Origin of the sequence: Hyalangium gracile, from assembly GCF_020103725.1 — a bacterium.
Classification (GTDB): domain Bacteria; phylum Myxococcota; class Myxococcia; order Myxococcales; family Myxococcaceae; genus Hyalangium; species Hyalangium gracile.
This window is the reverse complement of the sequence record NZ_JAHXBG010000043.1, coordinates 20,048-39,964: the sequence shown is the minus strand read 5'-3', so window position 1 is coordinate 39,964 and position 19,917 is coordinate 20,048. Positions and strand designations below refer to the sequence as shown.

Genomic DNA, 19,917 nt, shown 5'->3' with positions numbered 1-19,917 from the left:
GAGCCTGCGGGTGAGCGGCAGGGTGCTGCCGCTCAGCAGCGCCGCCGCGGCGATCAAGCTGGACCCACGCGGAGAGTATGGCCTGGGTCCTTTCGGGATTTGGGAATGCAATCTCAAACTGGCACCAAACGGGCGCGGGTGCTAACTGCGAGGCCCCTCGTCCTTTCCTGTCCTGGGAGCCCGCATGTACGCCCTCCTCCTGCTCTCCGTGCTCGCCGCAGCGCCGCAGGCGAAGCCGGCCGAGCCCGCGAAGACGACTGGCCCCGCCTCCGCCGCCTCGTTCCTCAAGGGGCGTACTGGCAACCAGGCCGTCGCGCAGATCTTCGCTCCGGGAGTCGCCGGGCTGGCTCCGGAGGACAAGCGGGTCGCCTGGTTCCTCACGCTCGCGGCCCACGCGGGCGAGGACATCGCCTATGACCAGCTGGGCTGGAAGCTGCTGGAGGTGAAGCGGCTGATCGAGGGCATCTACCTCTTTGGCCTGGAGGGCGCCGGCGGTCCGGGCCTGTTCGACAAGCGGCTCACGTCGTACCTCACGCGCTTCTATGGAGAGACGGGCAACCACGATCAGGTGACGGGGCGGAAGTTCGTCCCCGACTTCACCGCGGGAGAGCTGGATGCCGCGGCGGTGCGCGCCTTCCGCGCCGGCTACACCTTCGGCGCCAAGGACGAGTACGCCCTGCGCGCCTGGATCAAGGAGCTGCAGCCGACGATCTTCGATGCGTCCTTCGAGCCCGCGCTCACCGCCAAGTCGCCGCCAGAGGGCCAGGACATGCTCACCGCCTCGGCGAGCACCTCCTATGGGCCCGGCGTGACGTTGAAGGACCTGGAGCGCTTCTCCGAGAAGAACCCGCTCAACTCGCGCGTGGTGAAGGAGAACGGCAAGCTGGTGGAGCAGATCTTCCGCGCCGGGGACAAGAAGATCCCTCCAGGGCTCTACGCGGAGCCGCTCACGCGCGTCATCGCCCAGCTCACCGAGGCGATGAAGTCCGCCAACGCGAAGCAGAAGCCGGTGCTCGCCAGGCTCATCCGCTACTTCCAGACGGGCAACCTCAAGGACTGGGAGGCCTACAACATCGCCTGGCTGAAGGCGGACACGGTGGTGGACGCCAACATCGGCTTCATCGAGACGTACGTGGATCCGCGCGGGCAGAAGGGCCAGTGGGAGGCGCTCGTCAACTACCGCAACGCCTCGGAGAACCAGATCATGGAGCTCATCGCGAAGCGGGCCCAGTACTTCGAGGACCGGATGCCCTGGCCGGACACCTACAAGCGCAAGAAGGTGACGCTGCCGGTGGCCAAGGCCGTGGACTTCGTCGCCACCCATCCCACGCCGCCCGCCGGCATCAACCTGCCCAACGAGCAGCACATCCGCGAGAAGTACGGCAGCAAGAGCATCCTGGTCGCCAACGTGATGGACGCGGCTTCCGCGCTGCGCCGCCTGCCGCTGGCGCTCGAGTTCTCCCGGACGCCCGAGGAGCGCGCCCAGGCCGAGAAGTACTCCGTTGCCGCGCGCAAGTGGCTGGTCGCCTTCCACGAGGTGCTCGGCCACGCCTCGGGCCAGAGCGACAAGAAGAAGCTCGGCAAGCAGCCGCCCTCGTACTACCTCAAGGAGTACGACAACACGCTGGAGGAGGCCCGCGCGGACCTCGTCGCGCTGTGGCACGCGTTCGATCCGGCGCTGACGGAGCTGTCTCCGGACGCCTTGAAGATCGCCCAGCAGATGTACCGCGACTACCTGGTGGAGGGGCTGACCAACCTGTCCCGCGTGGAGAAGGGGGACTCGTTCGAGGAGGACCACCAGCGCGGCCACCACATGGCCGTGAACTTCATGATCGAGAAGGGCGCGGTGAAGCAGGTGACCGAGAACGGGCGCACCTACTGGACGGTGGTGGACTACGACAAGATGCGCGCGGCGGTGGGCGAGCTGCTCTCCAAGCTGATGGTCATCAAGGCCACCGGCGACTACGAGGGCATCCGCGAGCTGGTGACGCAGAAGGGCATCAAGTTCGATCCCAAGCTGCGCGACGAGGTGGCCCAGCGCGTGAAGGCCGCGGATGTGCCGTCGGTGCTCTTCATGACCGCGCCGCGCCTGGTGCCCGTGGTGGATGACAAGGGCCAGGTGACGGACCTGAAGGTGGAGACCGCTCAGGGCTTCATCGAGCAGCACCTGGAGCGCAGCGTGCTCGGCAAGCTGGCGCCCGCCGAGGCCACGAAGATGGCCGCCGGCCTGGCCAGCACCCCCGGGGCCTTGAAGGAGGCCTTCAAGACGCTGGCGCCAGCCCCCGCCGCCGAAGCCCCCGCCCGCCCGGCGAAGCGCGGCGCCGCGCCCGCGAAGTCCGGCTCGGGACGCTGAGGCCGCGGGAGCGTGGCGGGATGACGCTCCGTGTCAAAGGCGTGTCGTCTCCGCGAGGGAGTGCCGGTTTCCTGGACGACCGTGGCTGTCTGGCGACGGATTTCCGTGGGACGTGGCTGATCAGCCGCCAGGGATGTCCTGGGCCGGGAGCCGCTCGCCAGGTTCGGTGCGGACCTTCTGGCGATGTGACGTGGCGGGTGAGAACTCGACGTGTCAGCCCTGTTCGCTAGGGTGCGTGGTGTTCGGGGCGAACGCCCTGCCACCTGCTCCGCCGATGGAACTTCCTCGGTCCTCATTCGTAGAAGGCGAGGCCGAGGTGGGGCGTAGGAGTGACAGGTTGTGGCTGGCAGGGTGTTCAAGGGCGGCACGGTGATTGCTCATCACCCGAATCGACATCTCGGAACCCGATCGAGGGGGGCTTATGCAGACCGCATCTGAAGCCAACATCGTCCCTGACGCGCTGCGCCTCAACGCGCCGCTTCCGGTGTCTCTGGTGTCGGAGCTCCCGTCCTCGAGCGAGCTGCCGGAGCGTCCTCAGGCATTGCGCCCCACCCGACGCTCCCGCGCCGAGGACATCGAGGACTTCGAGAGCATGTGGGACATCCCGGTCCGCTCCTGGTAGGCACCTGGGCCCCGCCCCACCTCACGTGGGCGGGGTGGCCGGCGCCGAGGGTTGAGCGGCGGAGCGGCCGTAGTCACGCTCGTAGATGCGAATCAGGGCCAGGAAGAAGGCGACGATGAGCGGGCCGAGCAGCAGGCCCACCGTCCCGAACATGGCCAGGCCTCCCAGCAGCGCGAAGAAGACGATGCCCCCGTGCATGTCCAGGCCTCGCTTGACGAGCAGGGGCTTGACGATGTTGTCCACCAGCCCCACCACCACCACGCCCCAGACGGCCAGGAAGAGGGCCATCCACTGGTGGCCGGTGATGAGCAGGATGCCGGCGGCGGCGAAGCACACCACGGCCGCGCCGATGGCGGGAATCAGGGCCAGGAAGAACGTCACCGCGGCGAAGAAGAAGGGCACGGGCACCCGGGCAATCAGGTAGCCCACGAGCGCGGCCACCGACTGCACCCCCGCGGTGGCCACCGAGGACACCAGCACGGAGGTGGCCACGAGGCGGAACTCGAGGAGGATCTCCTCGGTCTGCCCGCTCTTGAGGGGGGAGACCTTCTCGAGCCACTCCACCAGCCGCTTGCCGTCCACCAGGAAGAAGAAGAAGGCGATCAGCATCATCACCGTCTGGAAGGCGAAGGAGCCCGTGGCGGCCACCACGCCCGTCACCGCCTTGGCGGCGGTGCCTCCCTGGGTGCTCACCTGCTCCTGGAGCTTCTCGTCCAGCCGCAGCTCCTCCACCTGGAGGCGATCCATCATCCGCTCGGCGAGGTTGCGCACCGGCCCGGGCAGGCGCTCCGTGAGACCCTCCACACCCTCCGTGCGGATCGTCTCCTGGATGAAGCGCATGCCGTCGACCGCCTCGCTGACCAGGAAGGCGGTGAAGCCGGTGAGCGGCAGCAGCAGGGCGACGATGACGCCGAAGCAGAGCAGCCCGGCGGAGATGCTGGCCCGTCCGCGGAAGGCGCGGGTGAGCCGCTTGTGGACCCCGTAGAGCGCTCCAGCGAGCACCGCCGCCAGGAAGAAGCCCTTGGCGAAGGGGCGGACGACGAGGGCCAGCAGGAAGATGGAGAGCACGATGAGGCCCGCGAACACGCGGCGGGCGACCAGGTCCGTAGCCATAGCGAGACGACATTAGGTCCCCTGGGCCGGGGGGGAAGGGGAAAGCGGCCGGAAACGCCGAATTCCGCACGGTGAAGCGGGGCTTGGGAATGCGCGCGGGCCGGGTAGAGTGAGGGCGATGCCGTCGATCGACTCGCCCCAGTTCCCCATGTGGATGCTGCAGATCCTTCCGGTGGCCTACCTGGCCATCACCTTCCTCCAGTCCGGCCTGGACAAGGTCTTCGACTGGAAGGGCAACCTGGGCTGGCAGACGCAGCTGTTCTCCAAGGTGCCGGTGCTCCGGGGGATGGTGATGCCCATGCTGCTCACCCTCACCCTGCTGGAGGTGGTGGCGGGGGCGCTGTGCGCCGTGGGCGTGGTGCTGCTGGTGGCCACCGGGCGCCCCCAGGTGGCCTGTGTGGGCAGCATGCTGGCGGGGGTGTGTTTCCTGGCGCTCCTGTTCGGCCAGCGCATGGCCAAGGACTACGCCGGGGCGGCGGGCATCGCCCCCTACTTCCTCGTCAGCCTGGCGGCTATCTACCTCACCCGGGGGTGAGGAGGCGGCCTCGACCGGGGTAGACTGCACCGCAGCCGCCGCTCCGGGGCGGCCAGGAGACACATGGATCGGCTGCGCTTCTATCTCAACGACCGGCTCGTCGAGGAGTCGGGGCTCTCTCCCACCACCACGGTGCTGCGCTACCTGCGCGACCGGGCGCACCTGACGGGCACCAAGGAAGGGTGCGCGGAGGGCGACTGCGGGGCGTGCACGGTGGCCGTGCTGGAGGAGGACGGGAAGGGCGGGCAGGCGCTGCGGGCCATCAACTCGTGCCTGCTGCTGCTGCCCATGGTGCAGGGCAAGCGCGTCTACACCGTGGAGGCGCTCAAGGAGCGCGGCGAGTACCACGAGGTGCAGAAGGTGCTCGCCAGTGCACTGGGCTCGCAGTGCGGCTACTGCACGCCGGGCGTCGCCATGGCGCTGCTGGAGGCCTGTCACCGCAAGGACTTCGACGAGCCCTGGAAGCTGGACGCGCAGATGTGCGGCAACCTCTGCCGCTGCACGGGTTACCGGCCCATCCGGGATGCCGCCGCGCGCGTGGCGGGCCTGGGCCCGAAGGATCGCTTCGCCCGCGCCCTGGCGGAGACGAAGCCCGAGCCCATGGAGCTCTCCTACTCGGCCGGGGAGCAGCGCTTCTTCACGCCCGCCACCCTCGAGAAGCTGTGGGATGTGCTCGACGCGCACCCTGGCGCGCGCTTCGTGGTGGGCGGCACGGACCTGTCGCTGGAGGTGACGAAGCGCTACGCGGAGCCGCCGCTGCTCGTGTCCCTGGAGGCGCTGTCCGAGCTGCGCACGCTGGCGCCGCGCCTGGGCGGGCACCGCGTGGGCGCGACGGTGACGCTCACGGAGCTGGAGGACTACTCGCGCGGCGTGTGCACGCCCCTGGAGCGGATGATCCGCTACTTCGGCGCCCGGCAGATCAAGAACCGCGCGACGGTGGGCGGCAACCTGTGCACGGCGTCCCCGATTGGAGACCTGGCGCCGGTGCTCATCGCCCTGGGCGCGGAGGCGGTGGTGCTCTCGCGCGCGGGCGAGCGGCGGATGCCGCTGGAGGAGTTCTTCGTGGACTACCGCCGCACCGCGCTGAAGCCGGGGGAGATCCTGGCCTTCGTGGATGTGCCGGCGCAGCCCTCGGGGGCGCGCAGCATCGCCTACAAGGTGTCGAAGCGGCGCGAGCTGGACATCAGCTCCGTCTCCGCGGGCTTCCGGGTGGTGGTGGACGGGGCGGAGCGGGTGGTGGAGGCGCGGCTCGCCTACGGGGGCATGTCCGCCCGGCCGGCCCGCGCGCGGCGCACCGAGGAGGCGCTCGTGGGGCAGCCCTGGACGGAGGCGAGCGTGGAGGCGGTGCTCGCTCGGCTGGATGAGGACTTCACGCCGAGGACGGATCATCGCGGCTCGGCCTGGTACCGGGGGCAGGTCGCGAAGAACCTGCTCCGGGGGTTCTTCCAGGAGACGCTCGGAGAGCCGTCACCCCGGCTCCAGGAGCACCACGCCGCCACGGTCCAGGTGAGGTGATGTGATGGTCGCCATACCCTCCGAAGTTGCTCCGCAGCCTTCCGAGTCCAAGAGCCCCCTGCATGCTCCGGCCCTCCACGAGAGCGGGCTGAAGCACACCAGCGGCGAGGCGCTCTACGTGGATGATCTGCCCGCGCCCCCGGGCCTGCTGACGGGCCTGGTCATCGCCTCGCCGCACGCCCATGCGCGCGTGGTGCGTCGGGACGCCAGCCGGGCCCTGGCGCTGCCGGGTGTCCACGCGGTGGTGTTCGCCCAGGACATCCCCGGGGTGAACGACGTGTGCCCGGTGAAGGGCCCCCACGACGAGCCCCTGCTGGCGACGGACAAGGTGTTCTGCGTGGGGCAGGCCGTGGCGCTGGTGGTGGCCGAGAGCGCGGCGATCTGTCGGAAGGCCGCCGCCCTGGTGGAGGTGGAGTACGAGGTGCTGCCCGCGTGCCTGTCCATCCGCGAGGCCATCGAGCAGAACCAGTTCATCCCCAACCCGTTCTTCCCGACTCCGCACGTCATCCGCCGTGGCGAGCCGGAGGCGGCGCTGCTCTCCGCGCCGGTGCGCATCCAGGGCGAGTGCATGACGGGGGCGCAGGACCACTTCTACCTGGAGACGCAGGTGTCGCTGGCGGTGCTGGAGGAGGACGGGGCGGTGCGCCTCTGGTCCTCCACGCAGCACCCCTCGGAGGTGCAGGAGAAGGTGGCGGAGGTGCTGGGCCTGGGGCGGCACCAGGTGACGGTGGAGGTGCCGCGCATGGGCGGCGGCTTCGGCGGCAAGGAGACGCAGGCGGCGCCCTTCGCGGCGCTCGCGGCGCTGGGTGCGTACTACACCCGGCGGCCGGTGAAGGTATGGCTCAACCGCGACCAGGACATGGAGCAGACGGGGAAGCGCCACCCGTTCTGGGCCCGGTATGACGCGGGCTTCTCCGAGGACGGGCGGCTGCTGGCCCTCAAGGCCGACCTGGTGTCCGACGGCGGGTGGAGCAATGACCTGTCGCACGCCATCCTGGACCGGGCGCTGTTCCACATGGACAACGCGTACTTCCTGCCCAACGTGGAGGTGGTGGGGCGCGTGGCGCGGACGAACCAGCCGTCCAACACGGCGTTCCGCGGCTTCGGCGGGCCCCAGGGCATGTACGTGGTGGAGGAGGTAATCAACCGCGCCGCCGAGCGGCTGGGGCTGGATCCGGCCGAGGTGCGGCGGCTCAACTACTACGGCGAGGGCGCCGCGAGCGAGACGCACTACGGCCAGCGGGTGGAGGGCAACCGCATCCCGCGCATCCACGCGGAGCTGATGGACTCCAGCGAGTACGCGCGCCGCCGGGCGGAGATCGAGCAGTTCAACGCCTCCTCGCGGTGGACGAAGCGGGGCATCGGCTACCAGCCGGTGAAGTTCGGCATCTCCTTCACCACGAGCTTCCTGAACCAGGCGGGAGCCTTCGTCGTCATCTACGCGGATGGCACCGTGCAGCTCAACCACGGTGGCACGGAGATGGGGCAGGGGCTGCACACGAAGATGCGGGCCATCGCGGCCCACGAGCTGGGCGTGGCCGTCGAGCGCGTGCGGGTGATGAACACCGCCACGGACAAGGTGCCCAACACGTCGGCGACCGCGGCCTCGAGCGGCTCGGACCTGAACGGGCAGGCGGTGAAGAACGCCTGCGACACGCTGCGCGAGCGGCTGCGGCCCATCGCCGCGAAGCTGCTGCAGGTGGAGGGCGCGGAGGCGGAGCGGATTGCCTTCGCGGGGGGGAAGGTGTCCCACCCGGGGCAGCCTCAGCGGACCGTGAGCTTCGAGGCCGTGACGCAGGCCGCATACAAGGACCAGGTGTCGCTGTCCGCGACGGGGTACTACCGGACGCCGGGCATCGGGTACGACCGGAACTCGGGGCGGGGCAAGCCGTTCCACTACTACGCCTTCGGGAGCGCGGTGGTGGAGGTGGAGGTGTCGGGCCTCACCGGCGAGCACCGGATCCGCCGCGTGGACATCCTCCACGACGTGGGCAGCTCGCTGGTGCCCACCATCGACAAGGGCCAGGTGGAGGGCGGCTTCATCCAGGGGCTCGGGTGGCTCACCTGCGAGGAGGTCCTCATCGACACGAAGGGGCGGCTCCTCACGCACTCGCCGGACACGTACAAGATTCCGGCGCTGGGCGATGCGCCCGAGGACTTCCGCGTGTCGCTGCTGGAGCGCGCGCCTCAGGACGGCACCATCCACGGGAGCAAGGCGGTGGGTGAGCCCCCGTTCATGCTCGCCATCGGCGCGGTGACGGCGCTGCGGCACGCCATCGGGGCCTTCGGGCCTCCGCGCACGGAGGTGCAGCTCATGTCCCCGGCCACGCCGGAGGCCATCCTCCGCGCGGTGGAGGCGGCTCGGAGCGCCAGGCGCTGAGGCTCGGAGGCGGGCCGGGCTTCAGAGCACCCGGCGCGGAGGCACCAGCGCGTTGGCGAAGAGCAGGCCCGCGGCGATGGCCACCGCCACCAGCAGCATGGAGAAGGCGGTGCCCACGCCGGACACCACATCCCGGGCGAGCAGGGACTCCAGGCTGCGGAACCCGAGGCTGCCGGGGACGAGCAGCATCATCCCCGGGACGATGGTAACGACGGCGGGCCGGTTGCGCGCGCGGGCCAGGAGGTTGCTGGCCATGCCGAGCGCCAGCGCTCCGACGAAGGCTCCCAGCTCCGCGCCGAGCCCCCGGGTTCCCAGCCGGGCTCCACCGAAGGCCAGCGCGCCCGCCGCGACGATCCACCCGATGTCCTCGGGCCGTGCGCGGAAGAGCACGCTCACCGCGAGCGCCGCCACCACCAGCGCCGCCACCGCCGTCCAGAACGGCAGGGGCGAGGCGGGCAGCACGGTGGCGGGCACGGGCAGCAGCTCGGCCAGCCGCTGCCCCAGGGCCACGCCAAAGGTGAGCTGGAGGAAGACGAGCGCCGCGCCCGTCAGCCGGGAGGTGCCGGAGATGAGGTGCCGCGTGGCCAGCTCGTTGATGGCCACGGTGAGCCCGAGCCCTGGCAGCAGGACGATGAGCCCCGAGAGCGTGGCCACCTGGATGGACATCGGACCGAGGACGCTCGCCGCGGCGACGGCCAGGGCCGAGGCCATCAGCGCGGCCACGGGCTCCAGCACCCGGGAGGCGCGCAGGTTGCGGTGCGTCAGCTGATCCAGCACGCCGATGGCGAGGCTGCTCAGCGCCGCCACGCCGATCTCCCGAGCCCCTCCGCCGAAGAGCCGAGCCGCGGCGCCGGCCGCGACCGTCCAGCAGAGCAGGGTGATGAGGCGCCCATAGCGCACGGGCGACTGGAGGATGAACTCCACCCGCTGCGCGCCCTGGTCCGGGGCGAGCCTCCCGTGGATGACCTCCTGCGCGAGCGCGTCCAGCAGCGTCAGCCGCTCGAGGTCCATCTCGCCGGGCTCCACGCGGATGAGGCTCGTCTGGAGCGCTTCGGGTCGGCCGAAGGAGGCGAAGATGGAGGTGGGGGTGGAGAAGAAGCGCGCCTCCACGCCGAAGCGCTCGGACACCTGGCGCAGCTGCTCCTCCAGCCGGTGGGCCGGAGTGCCGTACTGGTGGAGGGCCTGACCCAGTCGCAGGATGAACCCCACCACCGGGCCCGGGGGCGGCTCGCGCAACGCGGAGGACTGCTCGGGCGGAATCACGCGCCGCACATGGCAGAGCTGCCGGGGTGAGTCAAACCTCGCCTTGGTGCTCGAGACAGGCAGACCCTTTGGGCCTTGACGATTGGACCCCGGTGGCATCCGCTGCGCGTCCATGGAACTGCTCACCCCCCGTCTGCGACTGCGCGAGTTCGAGGAGGAGGACTGGCGCGCCACTTGGCCGTACGAGTCGGATCCGGAGGTGGTCCGCTACCAGTCCCACGGCGTCCGGACGCCAGAGGAGAGCCTGAAGTACATCCAGGACTCGATGGCCACGGCGCGGGAGACGCCCCGGCGCATCCATGATCTGGCGGTGGTGCTTCGGGAGGACGGGCGCCTCATCGGCCGCTGCGGACTGAAGGTGGTGGATGCCGAGCTGCGCGAGGGTGCGCTCTGGTACGTCGTCCATCGCTCCGAGTGGGGCAGGGGCTACATCACCGAGTCCTGCGAGGCGATCCTGGACTTCGGCTTCGGAGCGCTTGGACTGCACCGCGTGTGGGCGGACTGCGATCCGCGCAACCATGGCTCCGTGGGCGTGCTGCGGAAGCTCGGCTTCCGTCAGGAGGCACACTTCCGGGAGAACTCCTTCCTCAAGGGCGAGTGGGTGGACTCGCTCATCCACGCCATCCTCGACCGGGAGTGGGCCGCTCGCCCGAAGCGCTATCTCGGAGGGTAGACAGGGAGGAATGAAGCGCGGGGGCTGTACGGAGGATCGACGGGGGAATCAATGGAGGAGGCGAGGGACACCGTTGGGTCGGAAGAAGACACCGCGATGGCTGGAGGCGGCGCGGCTGCGCAAGGGCCCTGTGTCGCCTGGGGGCCGGGCGGACTGGCTGGCGCGGGCGCTGGGGCGGGCGGGGGTGATGCCTCGGACGGAGGCGGAGCGGGCCATCCGCGAGGGGCGGGTGGAGGTGGGCGGCCAGGTGGAGCGCGAGCCCTTCGCACCGGTCCAGCCAGGAGTGGAGGTGCGTGTGGACGGGCGGCTGTGCGAGCTGGAGGCCCCGCTGCTCGTGCTGATGTTCCACAAGCCCGCCGGCGTCATCGTCGCGGGGAAGGATCCAGAGGGCGTGGGGACGGTGTTCGAGCGCCTGCGGGCGGTGCTGCCCGCGGAGCTGCAGGGCTTCGAGTGGTACGCCATCGGCAGGCTGGACCGGGACACCACCGGCCTGCTGCTCTTCACCAATGACGAGCGGGTGGTGCAGCACGGCACCTCACCGGAGACGCACCTGCCCAAGCGCTACGTGGCGGAGGTGGCGGGGAGGCCCTCGGAGGAGGCGCTCGCGAGGCTTCGGGAGGGGCTGGTGCTGGAGGACGGGCCCACGCGCCCCGCGGGAGCGCGGCTGCTCGGTCCGGAGCAGGTGGAGTTGGTGCTCACCGAGGGCCGTCACCATCAGGTGAAGCGCATGCTCGCGGCCGTAGGGCACCCGGTGCGTGCTCTGCACCGGGTGGCGGTCGGGAGCCTGGTGCTGGATGTTCCCGTCGGCGCGTGGCGCAGGCTGAGTGCCTCGGAGGTGTCCGTGGGGCTCGGGTTCAACGACGTGCGAGCCTGAGGCCAGGTCATCGAGGCAGCTCGCGGACGCGTTCGGCGGCCACCGCCTCGGGCGTCAGCAACCCGGTCTTCTCCACCTCGTCCCAGAGCCGTGCGCGCAGTGTTTCCACCGTCGAGGCCAGGGCCTGGATGTCCCCATGGAGGTGCTCGTTGCGCGGCACCATCTCCGCGTTCGTCACCTGGGCGCGCAGTCCCTCCAGGGCTCGCTGCTGCTCCTCCAGCGCATTGAAGTAGGGCTCGGCCACGCCGTGCAGGAAGTTCCGCCGCAGCTCACGGAGGGGTTCTCCCTCTCCCTCCAGGGCCTTTCGCACGAGCCTCAGCGCCTTGGTGCCATCGAACACGCGCAGCGCGAGCCCTACCCGTGCGTCCGCGCACTGCGCCAGCAGCGGGTTGAGGCCGGGAGGATACGCATCCAGCCGGGACTGGAAGGCCTTCACGCCACGCACGTAGCTGTCCGTGTCTCCCGAGTAGAGGCCGAAGCGCAGGAAGAAGCCCCGGTACACGTCGCGCGTGGCGTACTTCCAGGCCTCGCGGATGTCGTTCAGGTGGTAGTCCCGGAAGCCGCGCATGTACTCGAACAGGTCCCTCACGTCCTTGCGGTTCCGGTACGTCTCGTTGCGCTCCACCTCGGGAGGGATCTCCGCCCGGCTGGTCACCGCGTCGAAGATGGCGCGGCTCGTCGGGCGATCGGTGATGCCCATGTCTCGCAGCGCCGCGTAGTACGTGAGCTGGCTCACGTGCCGGCTCAGCGAGAACACCTCGTGGTACAGCGTCCAGAAGCTGAAGAAGGTGGCCTCGTCCTCGGCGGACTTCAGCGCCCGGGCGTACTGCTCGAAGAGCGGGCCCTCGGCGGGAGGCGCGGGCGGGATGGGCTCGCCGCTCACGTACCAGCGCTCGAAGTCCGTGGGGGCTGGGAGGGTGTAGTTGCCCAGCGCGAAGTGGAACGCGTCATGGGACCAGTGGAGCCCCTGGAGCGCCCGGTTCTCGCCTCGGTCGGCGGCCATGAAGACGCGGAACGCGGCCTTGAAGAAGGAGCGGTCCGCCTCGTTCCGCGGATAGGCCACGCGCACGCCGTACTCGTGCTGAAGCAGCGTCATCAGCCGCGCGTAGGTGGGGGCCTGGAGCTGCTCCTGCTCGATGGAGGAGTACGTCCGCAGCCGCCGCTGCACCGTCGAGCCATGCGTCATCGTGTCGAGGAACGTGACGCGAGACGCCACGGGAGCGGTGCGTGCCTCACCGAAGGGATCCACTCCCAGCTCGGCGCCCAGCGAGAGCAACCCGGAGACGATGACGGGATCCCGCACTCGACCCTCGGCCACGGCGCGGGACAGCTCGGAGGCGCGGATGAGGAACACGTCCTCCGGGAGCGCCTGGATCTGAGAGACATCCAGCTCACAGGCGACGCGATGGCGCACCTCGCTGCTCACCGCCGGGGCCGGCTCCCCGCCGCGCCCCAGCCACTGGAGCGAGCGCACTCCCACGGGCTGCCCGAGCGCCGCGCTCAGCCGGCTGGCGACCAGCTCCGGCACTCCGGTGTTCGCCTCCAGCGTGCGAATCTCGCGCGCCGTGAGGAAGAAGCCCGTGGCGTTCACGTAGTGCGGATGGATGGGCAGATCATAGAGAGGCTGGAGCACCCGGCGCTCCAGCACGGCCGGGCGGACCTCGGACCAGAGGAGGAAGTAGGTCTCCGCGCCGTGACGCACGAAGGGGAGGACCACGAGCGACTGGTTCATCGCGGGGGTGACGACCTCCCACCACTGATCATCCAGATGGACGCGGCAGGTGCGGAGGAAGCAGAGGTCCGCGCCCGCTGGCGGAGACTTCCGCTGAAACCGCGCGGCGGTCTCCGCGTCGGGTGCGCGCTCGACGAAGGCCGCCAGCCGCCGCGCATCCCAGAGCCGCGCGGGCTCCCGCTCGAGCAGGGCCCTCGCTCCGGGGGAGTCCTCGGTCGCCATGCGCCTCGACGGGGCCTCGGGGCCCACGAGGGCACGCAGGAGCAGGGCGAGCTCCTCGCTGTGGAGATGGACGCCGGTCTCCAGCTCGCGCAGCAGCGTCTTCACCGGACGGAAGAGGAGGCGATGGCGCGCGCCGTCCCACTCCACGTCGATCTTCGAGGAAGGCGGTGGGTGGATGGCGACGAAGAGGGGCAGGACCAGCTCGGTGAGGTAGCCGATGGAGCGCGCGTAGCTGGGCAGGGGGATCTTCAGGCGCTGGTCGTCCATGGAGACGTGGGTGCGCGCATTGAAGACGGAGCGGCCGTACTCGAGGATGTCGCCCGTCTCGTCGACGCCAGCGAAGTCGATGCCCACGGGCTCCAGGCCCAACAGCGGACCCCGGCGCAAGGCGCGGGAGGCGCGACGGCGCTGGAGCACCCCCACGTGCAGCTCGCCCCCATGCTCGAAGTAGGGGATGACCTGGCGGGTGTCCAGTCGGCGGCGACTGACGAGCTCGAACCTCGTGCCTCCCACCTCCCATGCTCCGAGCATGAGGAAGGAGGGAGTGTCCCGGAGGAACTCCTGGGCAGGGGCCTGGGTCGAGGGTTCCATGGGCCTCACTTCCGAGCGTTCGTGTCGGAGCCGAAGTGCGAGCGAAGTGCTTCCAGCACGGCGGGCTCCCGAGGGTTGTTGAAGTGGCGGGCACCCGGGGCGAGCAGGACGGTGGCGCCGAGCCGCTCCTCCCACAGGCGCTGGTTGCGCGCGTAGTCCGAGGTGAAGGGATCATTGTCGGACAGCAGCACGACGAACTTGCGGGCCGCGGCGCGCACGCGCTCGAGCTCCACGGGCGTCTCCACCCACGGCACGAGGCTCTCCCACGGCTTGTCCACGTCCCACCACGCGGCCACGAGCAGCACGCCGTCGATCACCTGCCCGGGCGGGAGGGTCGCCAGGTAGCGGATGACGGTCTGACACCCGACGCTGTGCCCCATGAGGACCGTGGAGGGCGAAGGGGTGCGGCCCACGGCGGCGGCGAGCGTGCCCACCCACGCGTCGATGGTGGGCTGGGAAGGATTGGGCATGTCCAGCGCGCGCACCGAGGAGAAGCCTTGTGGGCTCTCCAGGAGCCGCGCCTCGAGCCACGAGTAGAAGTCGGTATCAGGCCTGCCCGCCCAACGCGGGACGATGTAGAGGGAGTGTTCCATGCGTTCGCGCGAGAAGCGCCTCGAGGGGGACGCCCGGACATAGCATCCCTTGCCCGGAGACTGGACCACCAGCCCTCCCTCCTCGGGCGCCGGGCTGCCTCAACCCTGCGAGCCGGGCGGCGGCGAGGCCTCGCGGAAGATGCGGAGGATGCGGCCCTCATCGTTGGCGTACTGGAAGCCGGTGGCCTCGCGGAAGCGGCGGTTGTCCACGACGATGGGGTACTTGATGTGGGACAGCGTGCCCTGGGAGAGGCGAGGGAAGCCGAAGCGCCCGAGCAGCCGCGCCAGCAGTGGCGTCGGGAGCGGCACCGGCGTGCGCCCCGTCTCTCGGATGATGACGGAGAAGGGCATGGGCGGCGGGCCGGCCACGTTGAAGATACCGCGGATGCGCTTCTCCAGGGCGAGCTGGATGGCGGTGACGACGTCCTCCTCCTGCATCACATGGAACAGCGGGTCATACCCGAGCACCATCGGCACCCGCCGCCCCCGCAGGAAGCTGGCGAGCGTCCCGGTGCCGGGGGCTCCCAGCGTATAGACGAAGCGCAGCACGGCGGTGGTCAGCTCCGGCATCCGCCAGAGCGCGGTGGCCGCATAGAGATCGGCGGCGACCAGGTCCGCCAGCTCCGGCACCTTCTCCAGCGCGCGCGGCGGCTCGTCCTCGGAGTGGTAGAGCGGCGAGTCCGGCGCCGCCCCATAGAAGGTATGCCGCCCGATGAAGAGGGCCTGCTTCACGCCGTAGTCGCGGCAGTGATCGAAGACAGCCTTGGTGCCGTCCAGGTTGATGCGGCCGCGTTCCCCGCCGCTCACGCTGAGGGCGGTGACGGTGGCCATGTGCACCACGGCCTCGGGCCGGCGGCGGCGGAAGACGTCCTCCGCGGCCCGCTTGCGCACGTCCACCCGGTGGAACTCGATTCCCTTGGGAGCGGCCGACCAGGGGCGCACGTCGATGCCGAGCACCTCGTGCCCTGCGTCGAGCAGCCGCGTGGCCAGCTTGCGGGCGATGCCGCCGGCGATACCCAGGATGAGGACCCTCATGCTCCCAGCCTCCGGGTCCGCTGCGCGCGCCCCTGCTCGATGAGCTCCGCGATGCGCGACTTCACCTGCTCCACATACCCGGCGATGACGTCGTCATCCTCGTCCCCCGTGCCGGAGAAGGTGATGGGCGCGCCGTAGTGCAGCTCCACGGGAGCCGGCAGCGGCAGCGGCAGCAGGTAGGGCGTGACGGGGATGTAGGGAACGCCGACGAGCCGCCCCAGCTTGTAGAGGTTGGCCACGGTGGGCACGGCGGTGCCTCCTCCGAGGATGCCCACGGGGACGATGGGGGTGCGCGTCTGCAGGGCCAGGCGGATGAAGCCGGTGCCGAAGTCCACCAGCGAGTAGCGCTCGCGGTAGAGCTTCGCGGTGCCGCGCGCGCCCTCGGGGAAGACCATGAGGAGCCGGTCGTCCTCCAGCAGCCGGTGCGCGTGCTCGGGCAGGCCGGTGAACTGGCCGGTGCGGCTCGTCCAGAGGGAGGCGACGGGGAAGCGGTTCATGAACTTCTCGGCCATGCCCTGGGCCAGCCGGGGTGGGTTCATCTCCAGGAACATGGAGGTGATGAGCATGGCGCCGTCGACGGCGTAGCCGCCCGAGTGGTTTCCCACCAGCATGGTCCGCCCGCGCGGCGGCACATGCTCGATGCCGAAGCACCTCACCCGGAAGTAGTACCGGTAGAGGAAGGCGAGCGCGGAGCCCGCCAGGACGAGGTGCTTCTTGGAGATGCCATACGGGTCGACACCGAACTCGTTGAACGGCAGCTCCAGCCGGTTCACCCGCTCCGCAATGGATTCGTCGTGCGCCACGAGGCCACCGTAGCACTCCCAGGCAGCGATGAGGCCCCTGTCCGCACGCTCGCCCCTGGTGCCGTTCATTGAAGACCAGAAGCCTCGCCGGGAGGGTGGCTAACTTGTCTTCATGGCCGAGCAAGGCACCGAGACGGGTTACGAGCGCCTCCGTCTGTGTGACTTCATCCAGGATCACCTGCGCACCATCCTGCGAGAGTGGGAGCACCGGGTCCGGAGCTTCCCAGCGGCCGAGCGCCTGGAAGGAGCCGTGCTGCGGGACCACGTTCCCCGGATCCTCGCGCGTATTGCCCACCTCATCCGCGGCGGCCTCTCGGCCGGTCAGCGAGAGCTGAGCGAGCTGACGGACAAGCATGCCCTGGAGCGGCTCGACGAGGGCTATGACCTGCGCACGGCGGCCGAGGAGCTGAGCCTCCTGCGGGACACCATCCTCGGGCTGTGGGAGCAGCACGTGGCCGGAGCCATCACGGTCCAGGAGGTGCGGCTGATGGACCAGTCCATCGACGAGGTCATCGCCGCCTCGGCGGCCCGGTTCGCCCAGGCCCGCGAGCGCACCCTGAGGGCGCTGGACCGGGTCTCCTCCGCGGCGCTCGGGACGGGGGACCTGGACACCTTCCTGCCCCAGCTGATGACCGTGCTGCTGGAGACGGTCGCCGCGGTGGACTCGGTGGCCATCCTCCTGCGTGACGAGCGGGACGAGCTGCACGTTCGGGCCGCCATCGGCCTCGAGCAGGAGGATCTCGAGGCCTACACGGTGCGGATGGGAGAGGGGTTCTCGGGCACGGTGGCCGCCAGCCAGGCGCCGCTCCTCCTGCGAGACGCGGAGGTGGATCCGGTGGTGCGCAGTCCGCTCATCCGCAGCCAGCGCATCCACGCGCTCTACGGGGTGCCGCTCATCCACGAGGGCCGGGTGATCGGCGTGGCCCACATGGGCTCGCGCACGGCGTACGACTTCTCGGACGACGACAAGCAGCTGCTGCGCACCATGGGCCAGCGGGCCACCTCGCTGATCGTCCAGGCGCAGCTCCTGGAGCGGCTGCGCGAGAGCGAGGCGCGGCTGCAGGCCATCGTGGACCACGCCCCGGCCGCCATCTACGTCAAGGACGCGGAGGGCCACTTCCTGCTCGTCAACCGCCACATGGAGGCCCTGCACCAGCGCCCGCGCGAGCAGCTGCTCGGGAAGAGCGGTCTGGAGCTGTGGCCCGCGGAGGTGGCCCATCGCCTGCGGGAGGTGGATCTCCAGGTGCTGGCCGAGGGCCGGCCCGTGACGGTCGAGGAGAGCATCCCCCAGGAGGACGGGCCGCACACCTACCTGTCCGTGAAGTTCCCCATGCCCGGCCTGAGCGGACGGCTGGCCCTGGGCGGCATCTCCACGGACATCACCGAGCGCAAGAGGGTGGAGGAGGCGCTGCGAGAGACGAGCGAGCGGATGCGGTCCGTGCTGGATACGGCGGTGGAGGCCATCATCACCATCGACGAGGGCGGACGGATGCAGGGCGTCAACGCGGCCACGACACGCCTCTTCGGCTACGCGCCGGAGGAGCTGCTGGGCCGCAACGTGAGCATGTTGATGCCCGAGCCCTACCGGAGCGAGCACGACCGGTACATCCACAACTACCTGCGCACCGGGGTTCGTAAAATCATCGGCACGGGGCGCGAGGTGTGGGGCCAGCGCAAGGATGGGAGCATCTTCCCCATGGAGCTGGCCGTCAGTGAGACGGTGCTGGCGCGGGGCCGGCTCTTCACGGGGATGGTCCGGGACATCAGCCAGCGCAAGGAGGCCGAGCGGGCGCAGTCGTTGCTGGTGGAGGTGGGCACGGTGCTCGCGCAGTCGCTCGATCTGGAGACGACGCTGAAGAACATCGCCTCGCTGGCGGTGACGCACCTGGCGGACTACTGCATGGTGGACCTGCTGGGCGGGGACGGGCAGCTCCAGCGGCTGGAGGTGCTGGCCCGGAATCCGGAGCACAGGGCGTTCATGCTTCGGGCCATGGGGTATCCGCCGCGGCTCGGCTCCGAGAGCCCCGTGGCGAAGGTGTTCGAGACGGGGCAGGCCACCGCGGCGGACATCACCCCCGAGTGGCTGGATGCCGCGGCGAGGAACGCGGAGCACCGGGCCGTGCTGGAGCTGCTGGCTCCCCGCTCGGCGCTCATCCTGCCGCTGAAGGCCCGGGGCCGGACGCTGGGGGTGATCAACCTGGCCTCGACGGAGCCGGGGCGCATGGCCCGGCCGTCCGTGAAGGTGGTGGCGCAGGGGCTGGCGGACCGGGCGGCGATGGCCATCGACAACGCGCGGCTCTACCAGGAGGCGCGCGACGCGGTGCGGGTGCGCGAGGACGTGGTGGCCATCGTCAGCCATGATCTGCGCAACCCGCTGAACGCCATCTCCTTGTCGGCGTCGACGCTCATCAAGCGCGAGGAGCTGGACGAGCGGACGGCGAAGGCGGCCACGCGCATCTACTCGGCGGCGGACCGGGCGCACCGGCTGATCCGGGATCTGCTGGACTTCACGCAGGCCCGGGTGGGGGGCATCCCGCTGAGTCCGCGGCCGGTGGAGCTGGGCGAGCTGGCCCGGCAGGTGGTGGAGGAGATCCAGTCCGCATACCCCGAGCGGGCCCTCGAGCTACGAGGCGCGCGGGAGGGCCGGGTGGAGGGGGATCCGGACCGGCTGGCGCAGGTGATGGCGAACCTGCTGGGCAATGCGGTGCAGCACAGCCCGGCGGGCACGCCGGTGCGGGTGACGGTGGGGGAGGAGGAGGGCTCGGTGTGCTTCGAGGTGCACAACGAGGGAGCGCCCATCCCCGCCGACCGGCTCCCCGGGCTGTTCGAGCCCTTTCATCGGGGCCGGGAGGCGGGGGCTGGGGCGAGAGGGAGCCTGGGGCTGGGGCTCTTCATCTCGCATCAGATCGTCGCGGCGCATGGAGGCCGCATCGAGGTGCGCTCCGAGGAGGGGCAGGGGACGCGCTTCACCGTGTGGTTGCCGAGCCGTCCCACGCATTAGCGCGCGCGTCGAGGGAGCCGCGCTGGGGCTGGACGACGCAGAAGCGGTGGCCGGTGGGAGCTTCGAGGACCCACCAGCGCTCCTTGACGAAGGCGATGCGGCGGGCGCCGAGCGCCTCGAGGCGCTTCACCTCGGCCTCGAGGTTGTCGGTCTCGATGTCGAGGTGGATGCGGCTCTCGTGGTCCACCTTCTGGAGAAGGAGACCTGGGCCTGAGAGCTCAGCGGGGGAACCTGAACTCCAGATTCACGCGGTTGAGATCGAAGCCTTCCGGGTCGAAGACGCCGCCAATCCTGGAGGGCCGCCGCAGTCCTCAGGGGGACAGGCCCGTGCGCCGCCGATGCAGAGAGGGTAGAAGAAGCGAGGGTCGGGCTCCATCTCCTTCTCGACCAGGCTCGTGTGCAGCCAGCCGTCACCGAAGTCGTACTCATAGGTGAATGACTGACCGGGATGTACGAGGGACTTGAGCCGCACCTTGCTCTCGTCTTCCAGGCCCAGCTCGCCCGTGTCATCGGTGGAGACGTCGCCAATGTGCCTCTTGCGCCACCTCGACGAGGGCCTCGATGACGTCCTTTTCTTCGCTGACGAAGGAGGTTCCTGGCAGGTAGGGGGCG

16 protein-coding genes are annotated in these 19,917 nt (G+C 70.2%); 8 read left to right on the top strand and 8 right to left on the bottom strand.

Features of this window, described 5'->3' with window-relative positions:
* The first annotated feature begins 184 nt into the window (after positions 1–184).
* The gene (locus KY572_RS45165; protein WP_224250000.1) at positions 185–2,353 is read left to right on the top strand and encodes a dipeptidyl peptidase 3; all 2,169 of its coding nucleotides are present in this window, start codon (positions 185–187) and stop codon (positions 2,351–2,353) included.
* Positions 2,354–2,774: 421 nt separating this feature from the next.
* Positions 2,775–2,975: a hypothetical protein gene (locus KY572_RS45160; RefSeq protein ID WP_224249999.1), complete on the top strand. Its 201-nt coding sequence runs from the start codon at positions 2,775–2,777 to the stop codon at positions 2,973–2,975.
* A gap of 21 nt (positions 2,976–2,996) precedes the next feature.
* Here KY572_RS45160 and KY572_RS45155 read toward each other — a convergent pair whose 3' ends face one another.
* A complete protein-coding gene (locus tag KY572_RS45155; protein ID WP_224249998.1) occupies positions 2,997–4,088 on the bottom strand; it encodes an AI-2E family transporter in 1,092 nt (363 codons plus the stop codon).
* A gap of 118 nt (positions 4,089–4,206) precedes the next feature.
* Here KY572_RS45155 and KY572_RS45150 point away from each other — a divergent pair, with 118 nt between their 5' ends.
* The 3 genes from KY572_RS45150 (at position 4,207) to xdhB (ending at position 8,518) form a co-directional block, all read left to right on the top strand.
* Positions 4,207–4,623 carry a DoxX family protein gene (locus KY572_RS45150; protein ID WP_224249997.1) on the top strand — a complete coding sequence of 139 codons (417 nt, stop codon included), beginning with the start codon at positions 4,207–4,209 and terminating at the stop codon, positions 4,621–4,623.
* Between the two features lie 63 nt (positions 4,624–4,686).
* Positions 4,687–6,138 (top strand): xanthine dehydrogenase small subunit, encoded by a 1,452-nt coding sequence (gene xdhA / locus KY572_RS45145; protein WP_224249996.1) that lies wholly within the window; start codon positions 4,687–4,689, stop codon positions 6,136–6,138.
* Positions 6,139–6,142: 4 nt separating this feature from the next.
* On the top strand, positions 6,143–8,518 hold the full coding sequence (gene xdhB, locus KY572_RS45140) for a xanthine dehydrogenase molybdopterin binding subunit (RefSeq protein ID WP_224249995.1): 2,376 nt from the start codon (positions 6,143–6,145) through the stop codon (positions 8,516–8,518).
* 21 nt (positions 8,519–8,539) lie between these two features.
* Here the strand turns inward: xdhB and KY572_RS45135 are convergent, their stop codons facing one another.
* Positions 8,540–9,778 (bottom strand): threonine/serine exporter family protein, encoded by a 1,239-nt coding sequence (locus tag KY572_RS45135; RefSeq protein WP_317987987.1) that lies wholly within the window; start codon positions 9,776–9,778, stop codon positions 8,540–8,542.
* A 115-nt stretch (positions 9,779–9,893) separates the two neighbouring features.
* On the opposite strand from KY572_RS45135, the gene KY572_RS45130 reads away from it, so the two are divergent.
* Both KY572_RS45130 and KY572_RS45125 read left to right on the top strand, forming a co-directional pair.
* Positions 9,894–10,454: a GNAT family N-acetyltransferase gene (locus KY572_RS45130; RefSeq protein WP_224249993.1), complete on the top strand. Its 561-nt coding sequence runs from the start codon at positions 9,894–9,896 to the stop codon at positions 10,452–10,454.
* A gap of 73 nt (positions 10,455–10,527) precedes the next feature.
* Positions 10,528–11,328, top strand: coding sequence for a pseudouridine synthase (locus KY572_RS45125; protein WP_224249992.1), 801 nt, complete (start codon positions 10,528–10,530; stop codon positions 11,326–11,328).
* 7 nt (positions 11,329–11,335) lie between these two features.
* On the opposite strand, the gene KY572_RS45120 is transcribed toward KY572_RS45125, so the two are convergent.
* From KY572_RS45120 to KY572_RS45105, 4 genes are all read right to left on the bottom strand, one after another.
* Positions 11,336–13,873 carry a hypothetical protein gene (locus KY572_RS45120; protein ID WP_224249991.1) on the bottom strand — a complete coding sequence of 846 codons (2,538 nt, stop codon included), beginning with the start codon at positions 13,871–13,873 and terminating at the stop codon, positions 11,336–11,338.
* A 5-nt stretch (positions 13,874–13,878) separates the two neighbouring features.
* The gene (locus KY572_RS45115) at positions 13,879–14,466 is read right to left on the bottom strand and encodes an RBBP9/YdeN family alpha/beta hydrolase (protein WP_224249990.1); all 588 of its coding nucleotides are present in this window, start codon (positions 14,464–14,466) and stop codon (positions 13,879–13,881) included.
* A gap of 99 nt (positions 14,467–14,565) precedes the next feature.
* Positions 14,566–15,501: an SDR family oxidoreductase gene (locus tag KY572_RS45110; RefSeq protein WP_224249989.1), complete on the bottom strand. Its 936-nt coding sequence runs from the start codon at positions 15,499–15,501 to the stop codon at positions 14,566–14,568.
* On the bottom strand, positions 15,498–16,304 hold the full coding sequence (locus KY572_RS45105; protein WP_224249988.1) for a lysophospholipid acyltransferase family protein: 807 nt from the start codon (positions 16,302–16,304) through the stop codon (positions 15,498–15,500). The genes KY572_RS45110 and KY572_RS45105 overlap by 4 nt, the downstream gene beginning before the upstream one ends.
* Before the next feature lie 112 nt (positions 16,305–16,416).
* Here KY572_RS45105 and KY572_RS45100 point away from each other — a divergent pair, with 112 nt between their 5' ends.
* Positions 16,417–19,305: a PAS domain S-box protein gene (locus KY572_RS45100; RefSeq protein ID WP_263452521.1), complete on the top strand. Its 2,889-nt coding sequence runs from the start codon at positions 16,417–16,419 to the stop codon at positions 19,303–19,305.
* On the opposite strand, the gene KY572_RS45090 is transcribed toward KY572_RS45100, so the two are convergent.
* Both KY572_RS45090 and KY572_RS48305 read right to left on the bottom strand, forming a co-directional pair.
* Positions 19,271–19,549, bottom strand: coding sequence for a VOC family protein (locus KY572_RS45090; protein WP_224250018.1), 279 nt, complete (start codon positions 19,547–19,549; stop codon positions 19,271–19,273). The genes KY572_RS45100 and KY572_RS45090 overlap by 35 nt on opposite strands.
* A complete protein-coding gene (locus KY572_RS48305) occupies positions 19,550–19,834 on the bottom strand; it encodes a plasmid pRiA4b ORF-3 family protein (protein WP_224250017.1) in 285 nt (94 codons plus the stop codon).
* Positions 19,835–19,917: the final 83 nt, after the last annotated feature.

Coding starts and splice junctions, on each gene's coding strand:
- KY572_RS45165 (WP_224250000.1), top strand. CDS start 185: ATGTACGCCCTCCTCCTGCTCTCCGTGCTCGCCGCAGCGCCGCAGGCG.
- KY572_RS45160 (WP_224249999.1), top strand. CDS start 2,775: ATGCAGACCGCATCTGAAGCCAACATCGTCCCTGACGCGCTGCGCCTC.
- KY572_RS45155 (WP_224249998.1), bottom strand. CDS start 4,088: ATGGCTACGGACCTGGTCGCCCGCCGCGTGTTCGCGGGCCTCATCGTG.
- KY572_RS45150 (WP_224249997.1), top strand. CDS start 4,207: ATGCCGTCGATCGACTCGCCCCAGTTCCCCATGTGGATGCTGCAGATC.
- xdhA (WP_224249996.1), top strand. CDS start 4,687: ATGGATCGGCTGCGCTTCTATCTCAACGACCGGCTCGTCGAGGAGTCG.
- xdhB (WP_224249995.1), top strand. CDS start 6,143: ATGGTCGCCATACCCTCCGAAGTTGCTCCGCAGCCTTCCGAGTCCAAG.
- KY572_RS45130 (WP_224249993.1), top strand. CDS start 9,894: ATGGAACTGCTCACCCCCCGTCTGCGACTGCGCGAGTTCGAGGAGGAG.
- KY572_RS45120 (WP_224249991.1), bottom strand. CDS start 13,873: ATGGAACCCTCGACCCAGGCCCCTGCCCAGGAGTTCCTCCGGGACACT.
- KY572_RS45115 (WP_224249990.1), bottom strand. CDS start 14,466: ATGGAACACTCCCTCTACATCGTCCCGCGTTGGGCGGGCAGGCCTGAT.
- KY572_RS45110 (WP_224249989.1), bottom strand. CDS start 15,501: ATGAGGGTCCTCATCCTGGGTATCGCCGGCGGCATCGCCCGCAAGCTG.
- KY572_RS45100 (WP_263452521.1), top strand. CDS start 16,417: ATGGCCGAGCAAGGCACCGAGACGGGTTACGAGCGCCTCCGTCTGTGT.